At 43.1% G+C, this 5,490-nt stretch carries 10 protein-coding genes; 3 read left to right on the forward strand and 7 right to left on the reverse strand.

Annotated elements, in window-relative coordinates:
• Window positions 1-62: 62 nt before the first annotated feature.
• Window positions 63-248: a hypothetical protein gene (locus tag NJ959_RS18660; protein ID WP_254013245.1), complete on the reverse strand. Its 186-nt coding sequence runs from the start codon at window positions 246-248 to the stop codon at window positions 63-65.
• A gap of 375 nt (window positions 249-623) precedes the next feature.
• Between NJ959_RS18660 and NJ959_RS30240 the strand changes: the two genes are divergently transcribed.
• Window positions 624-755 carry a hypothetical protein gene (locus NJ959_RS30240; RefSeq protein ID WP_256529419.1) on the forward strand — a complete coding sequence of 44 codons (132 nt, stop codon included), beginning with the start codon at window positions 624-626 and terminating at the stop codon, window positions 753-755.
• A 5-nt stretch (window positions 756-760) separates the two neighbouring features.
• The gene (locus NJ959_RS30460; RefSeq protein WP_309242662.1) at window positions 761-1,246 is read left to right on the forward strand and encodes an eCIS core domain-containing protein; all 486 of its coding nucleotides are present in this window, start codon (window positions 761-763) and stop codon (window positions 1,244-1,246) included.
• 65 nt (window positions 1,247-1,311) lie between these two features.
• On the opposite strand, the gene NJ959_RS18670 is transcribed toward NJ959_RS30460, so the two are convergent.
• From NJ959_RS18670 to hisH, 6 genes are all read right to left on the reverse strand, one after another.
• Window positions 1,312-1,833 carry an HAD-IIIA family hydrolase gene (locus tag NJ959_RS18670; RefSeq protein ID WP_254013246.1) on the reverse strand — a complete coding sequence of 174 codons (522 nt, stop codon included), beginning with the start codon at window positions 1,831-1,833 and terminating at the stop codon, window positions 1,312-1,314.
• 103 nt (window positions 1,834-1,936) lie between these two features.
• On the reverse strand, window positions 1,937-2,170 hold the full coding sequence (locus NJ959_RS18675) for a hypothetical protein (protein WP_254013247.1): 234 nt from the start codon (window positions 2,168-2,170) through the stop codon (window positions 1,937-1,939).
• Between the two features lie 28 nt (window positions 2,171-2,198).
• Window positions 2,199-2,378: a hypothetical protein gene (locus NJ959_RS18680; protein ID WP_254013248.1), complete on the reverse strand. Its 180-nt coding sequence runs from the start codon at window positions 2,376-2,378 to the stop codon at window positions 2,199-2,201.
• Window positions 2,375-3,307 (reverse strand): cytochrome P450, encoded by a 933-nt coding sequence (locus tag NJ959_RS18685; protein ID WP_254013249.1) that lies wholly within the window; start codon window positions 3,305-3,307, stop codon window positions 2,375-2,377. The genes NJ959_RS18680 and NJ959_RS18685 overlap by 4 nt, the downstream gene beginning before the upstream one ends.
• On the reverse strand, window positions 3,270-3,647 hold the full coding sequence (locus NJ959_RS18690) for a cytochrome P450 (protein WP_254013250.1): 378 nt from the start codon (window positions 3,645-3,647) through the stop codon (window positions 3,270-3,272). The genes NJ959_RS18685 and NJ959_RS18690 overlap by 38 nt, the downstream gene beginning before the upstream one ends.
• A gap of 474 nt (window positions 3,648-4,121) precedes the next feature.
• On the reverse strand, window positions 4,122-4,757 hold the full coding sequence (hisH, locus tag NJ959_RS18695) for an imidazole glycerol phosphate synthase subunit HisH (protein WP_254013251.1): 636 nt from the start codon (window positions 4,755-4,757) through the stop codon (window positions 4,122-4,124).
• A gap of 59 nt (window positions 4,758-4,816) precedes the next feature.
• On the opposite strand from hisH, the gene NJ959_RS18700 reads away from it, so the two are divergent.
• A complete protein-coding gene (locus NJ959_RS18700; RefSeq protein ID WP_254013252.1) occupies window positions 4,817-5,464 on the forward strand; it encodes a pyroglutamyl-peptidase I family protein in 648 nt (215 codons plus the stop codon).
• The last annotated feature ends 26 nt before the right edge of the window (window positions 5,465-5,490 follow it).

The following is a 5,490-nucleotide window of genomic DNA, read 5'->3' on the forward strand; positions in this document are numbered from 1 at the left end:
CCTTCAACCTTCAGCCTTCAACCTTCAGCCTTCAACCTTCAGCCTTCAACCTTCATCCTTTCCTAATTAGATTGACCAATATTTGTTTCCTTTGGCATGATATTTTGTGCCTCCGGTGCATCTGGACTATAAACTATCGGAATTAACCCTAAACCCAATAATGTTAAAGCCACCACAAAAATCTGAGTCCATCGATTGGAAGGAGTGGAGTCAGTTTTACCTGTCTCGCAGCGTTGCTGGGCATTCATAGCTCAAATTCCTATTTTATTTCAATAGATAATCTTTTCTTTATATTATCAAGATTTTTTACATCTGCTTTACAAAGCTTAAAATTTGTCATAAAACGTTACAATAGGGATTATCTGCGATAGCGAAGCGCTGGTAGAGTCGAGGGAGGCTATTATGCCTCGCCCCTCTCTGTTAGATCTGGGCGTGCAACTTTCATTGCACCCAGCTCCCGACAATCTGTTTTGCTCTTGTGATGTGTGTAGTCGTGACAGCTTTCGTGAACAACCATCAGATTTTTTTCTTTCCAATTGCTATGGTTGCCGTCAATGTGGTGTAGATGCACTCTTTCTTCTCCTATGAGAAGGTGACCAACTGAGGGCTGACTTCTAAATTTATTGCCAACAATCCAGCGAGAGGAAGAAGTAGAGGAAAATAGCCAAGAGCAAGCGGAAAGTGGGACTAGTGCGGGGAATATTTCTGTATTTGCACCTTCTGCACCACCAGAGAATCCGAAGTACCGAATATAACTGTGATGCGCCGGGGTGAGGGTGGCGTTGGTGGTGGAAGTAATGTAACTCAGGATGTGGAACAAGGCATCCAGCAGGCAAAAGGTGGTGGACAAGGGATTGATGAATCTGTGCGTCAGCCGATGGAGGGGGCGTTTGGGGCTGATTTTAGTGGGGTGAAGGTTCATACTGATGCTCAATCTGACCAGCTTAATCGCTCAATTCAGGCAAAGGCGTTTACTACGGGGCAGGATATTTTCTTTAAACAGGGGGAGTATCAGCCAGGAAGTAAGGGTGGACAGGAATTGTTGGCGCATGAATTGACTCATGTGGTGCAGCAAAAGGGAGCCGCACGTATTCAGCGTAAAGCCGAGCCAACTAACCATGAAGAAATGCTTGATGAGGCGATCGCGGTAGTGGAACAAGACCTAAAAGACCTAAATGCCAGTCTTACCCAGACTACAGGTGAAAGCACTGTTGGGAAAGCATTGCTTCCTATAATTTTTAGGTAATTATCCAAAGACAAAAAGAGTGCGATCGCACCCCTCCTCCAACCCCAAACAACACCCCACAAGCCTCAAACCTTATGGGCTAATCGCCAATCACCAGCCCACATAAACCTTATCCCAGCATTAACAGCAGCGCCTTCATCTTCAGGACTATCTCCCACCATCCAACACTCCTCTAAATTCCCACTAAATAAATTAGAAGCCATTAAAATCATCCCACAACCTGGCTTACGAAATTTGTATTTCTCTTCAACTGGCTCGTTGTTGGTAATATTAAACTCACCATCACGAGTCACTCGCCAGCAAATTAACCCCTCATAATCTGGACAAAAATAAATTTCACTTAGCAAGGGGAATAAGTTTAGAGTATAGCGCTGCTCTGCGATCGCGGACTCTAATGTTTTGTGTTTTGCTGCTACACCACCCTGATTAGTAATCCCAACAATAGCGTACCCCTGTTCTTTCCAGGAAGCGATCGCATTCTCTGCGCCTTTAATAATTTGCTGGTCATCGGGACTTTGAATAAACTTAGCCCTGCTTTTTGGTTTTCTAATAGTCCCGTCACAGTCTACAAATAATATTGTTGTCATGTTTTTTCTTACTTTTTAATCAATTCGACACAACTATTAATAACTCATTAATGACCATCAGAAGATTGAACTATCGGTAATTTTGATGGAGTTTGTGCCGGAATTATTTTAAAGGGAATTGGGGGCTGATTAACTGTCTCATCTGGATTAATGGGAACTTGATTTCGGCTTGTCCTTGTGGAGTTTCAATCAATTCAATTAAATCATTAATAATCAACGAATTAGCCCCATCCTCCGCAGGAGTAATTGACTGCGCCTTCACTTTTCCGACACCAAACACACTCATAAAAATTAACAACATTAACAACTGAGTGACTCGTTTTAGAAATGAGAGCATGATCTCCTCCTGGTAAATGCGAAAATGGCTAATTGTTAATTATGCAGTTTTCTAACTTGTCCAAATTATATACGTTATGGGGAAGAAGTTTGAGGTAAGCTAATACTTTCCAGTTTTGGCTAAAGATATGGAAAAAGGCGATCGCAAACTCTATATCCTCTTTTTCTATATCCTTAGCAACCTCAAGAAGTATCTCTACAAGTGTCAACCAGCCCGCTCAAACTCAATATAAAGGTGCTTCAGCCCCCGCAATAGTACATTCGGGATGTGGAGAAGGTCATTTTTCCCTGGAGCCAATCGGATATGCTTGAGTCGTTGCAACAGCCTCTCATAAGCCACCTGCATCTCCTTGCGAGCTAGATTAGCACCCACACAGAAATGAAGGCCATGACCGAAAGCGAGATGATTTCCGGCGTTGTGGCGACAGACATCGAACTGTTCGCCATCTGGAAATTTTGCTGGATCGCGGTTAGCGGAGTCGAAGCGGATCATCACCAATGAACCTGCCGGGATTTGGATTCCGTCAATTTCCGTATCCTGCTGCACAACTCGCCACATCCCTGCTGTAGGAGTTTCCATCCGCAGGATCTCCTCAACCAAGTTTTCGCTCTTGGAGGGATCTGCTTGTACTAAGGCTATCTGTGAGGGGTTTTGGATTAGGAATAACATACCACCTGCGATCGCATTGGTGATGGTTTCATTACCTGCCACTAGTATTTGCTGAATGATGTTGAGCAATTCAGCCATATTCAGGGGGCGTTCACTTCCTACCTGGGCTTGCACCAAATCGCTGATTAGATCGTCCTTGGGTTCTTTCTTTCGCTCTTCTATTACCTGATGGAAATAGTGCTGAAAGGCAACAATGTCAGAGGCAGATTCTAATTCTTGTTCTCTCGATATCATACGACTCAGACGGGCAATGAAAGAGTCTGACCATTTCTTGAGCTTCGGCAGATCCTCTTGGGGTACACCTAGCTGCGCTGCGATCGCTTTTACAGGCAGAGGGACAGCAAATTCACTGACAAATTCACATTCACCTTTGGTGATGAAGCTGTCAATTATTTCATCAACAGTTTGCTTAATATAATCCTCCATCTTTTTAACACGGGAGGTTGTGAAGGCTTTGTTTACTAACACCCGAAATCGATCGTGTTCCGGCTGCTGTCAGTAAGGTGTTCACTTGAGGCCACCCTTGAGCAGCAATCTTTTGCAGTTCCGCATCTTGTTCCTTTTTTCCGTTCAGCAAGGACGAAAAATTACTGGAAAATACTTCTACATTTTTCAGTATTTCTATCACTAAATCATAGCGGGTAACTAGGAATAACTTGGTAGTAGGGATAGTACTAGGGAGTTCCATAACTGGCGCTTGTTCCCGTGCCAGTTTGTAGAATTGATAGGGGCATTCGATAACTTCGGGGTCGAAGAAATTGTAGTCTTTTAGCTGCTTCATATCTTCATCTGTTAAATTTTCGTCCATAGTTTCCTCTAATATCTACGGTAATCACCAATTCCCCATTATCTATTATAAATCGGTGATTTCACCTCTGATAGACGAAAAAAGCCGTGGAATGGCAATAATCCACGGCGTTAAGCATGAGGAATCTTAACTTAAATTAAATTGTAGAGTCAGCCGATGGGGAAATCCTCCTCGTAACAGTTTTGGTAACGACTTTCTAGGATGTGGGGCAGGAGATTGGGGGTAGGAGCGAGTCGCGACGATAATATCGCTTTATTCACAAATAATCCTCACAGGATTTATGCAGCAATATTACATATAGCAGATTGCAGGTTTATGAAGTACACCTCAGAAACCCGGTTTCTTTGAGAAACCGGGTTTCTCTGCACCTCACATACCTGAAAATTACTGGTACTGTACCTCATAACAGCGGGAACCGCTGTATAGTAGTAAGGGTGCGTTAGCTTGCGCATAACGCACCCTACGGATAGAGGCTTACGGAGCAACCATTATCTTGACTTGCGCTACAAAATTGGACAAAATTTGTAAACCAATTGTAGATGATTTCTCCGGGTGAAATTGCACCGCCATTAAATTATCGCGGGCGATGGCAGCGGTTACGGTTTGGGAACCATGAGTTACTGTGGCGGCGCGAATTGTGGTATCAATTGGATCTACATAATAGGAATGGACGAAATAAACTTGAGACTTGGTAGCTATTTTTTGCCATAATGGACAATTAGGTTGAGTAAACTCTAATTCGTTCCAACCCATGTGCGGAATTCGGATATCTGGTTCCGAATGAAAGCGGCGTACTTTACCTGGAATTATACCTAATCCCGGTTCAATTCCTTCTTCGGAAGCATCAAAGAGAATTTGCAATCCTAGACAAATTCCTAAGAAAGGTTTGCCACTAGCAATTGCACGTTTAATTGGTTGTTCTAGGTTACGCGATCGCAAATGTTGTACTGCTGGATCGAATGAACCTACTCCTGGTAAAACTACAGCATCTGCGCGTTCAATGTCAATTGGGGAATCGGTGACGTGAGGGGTTGCGCCTGCATTCTCCAATCCTTTACAAGCCGAGTGCAGGTTCCCCATATCATAGTCGATCACGGCAATTCGTGGCATTAACCGAGTCTCCGTTAGATTAGTTTATTTTTATTATAAGTTACAGGGGGCTATTTACCATGACAATTAAAATCCTTTTGACATCCTTTCAAACTTGGCTCCCTCATCAGGAATCCAATTCATCTGATGATTTATTGTCTCACATTGAGGAGTTAGAGTTTCCAGGGATATCCTTAACTTTTTTGAGGCAACTACCTGTGGATGTTGATGGAGCGAAGGGTTTTGCGATCGCAAAAATTGAAGAACTACAGCCCCATGCTATCATTTGTTGTGGCATGGCGGAGAGTCGCACTATATTAACGGTGGAATCTTGTGCAAATTCTTATTATAGATCATCTACCCTAGATTCAACTACCTTAGCAGAGATTGAGAGTAAATCAGAGAGAATTTTACTGAAAACATCTGTAGATTTAGAGGAATTAGTTGCTGGATTAGCTGTAACAGAAATAAGTCACGATTCTGGCAAGTTTGTTTGCGAGGGATTATACTACCAAATATTAAACTATTTGCAATCTCCTGGTAGCAGCGCTTCCCTATCGCACCATATCAATATTAGCTGTATCTTTGTCCACGTTCCCATACTCACTCCAGATAATTTAGCGGATATTGTGACAGACTTTTCCCAGATTATCGAAAAGATTGCGGCATTAAAACTACTAGGGGCTGAGAAGTCGGGTTTCTCTAAGAAACCCGACTTCTGGGTGTAAGAATGCAATTCCTCATTCCCCCCCCC

The organism is Limnofasciculus baicalensis BBK-W-15, assembly GCF_024178385.1.
Lineage (GTDB): Bacteria > Cyanobacteriota > Cyanobacteriia > Cyanobacteriales > Coleofasciculaceae > Limnofasciculus > Limnofasciculus baicalensis.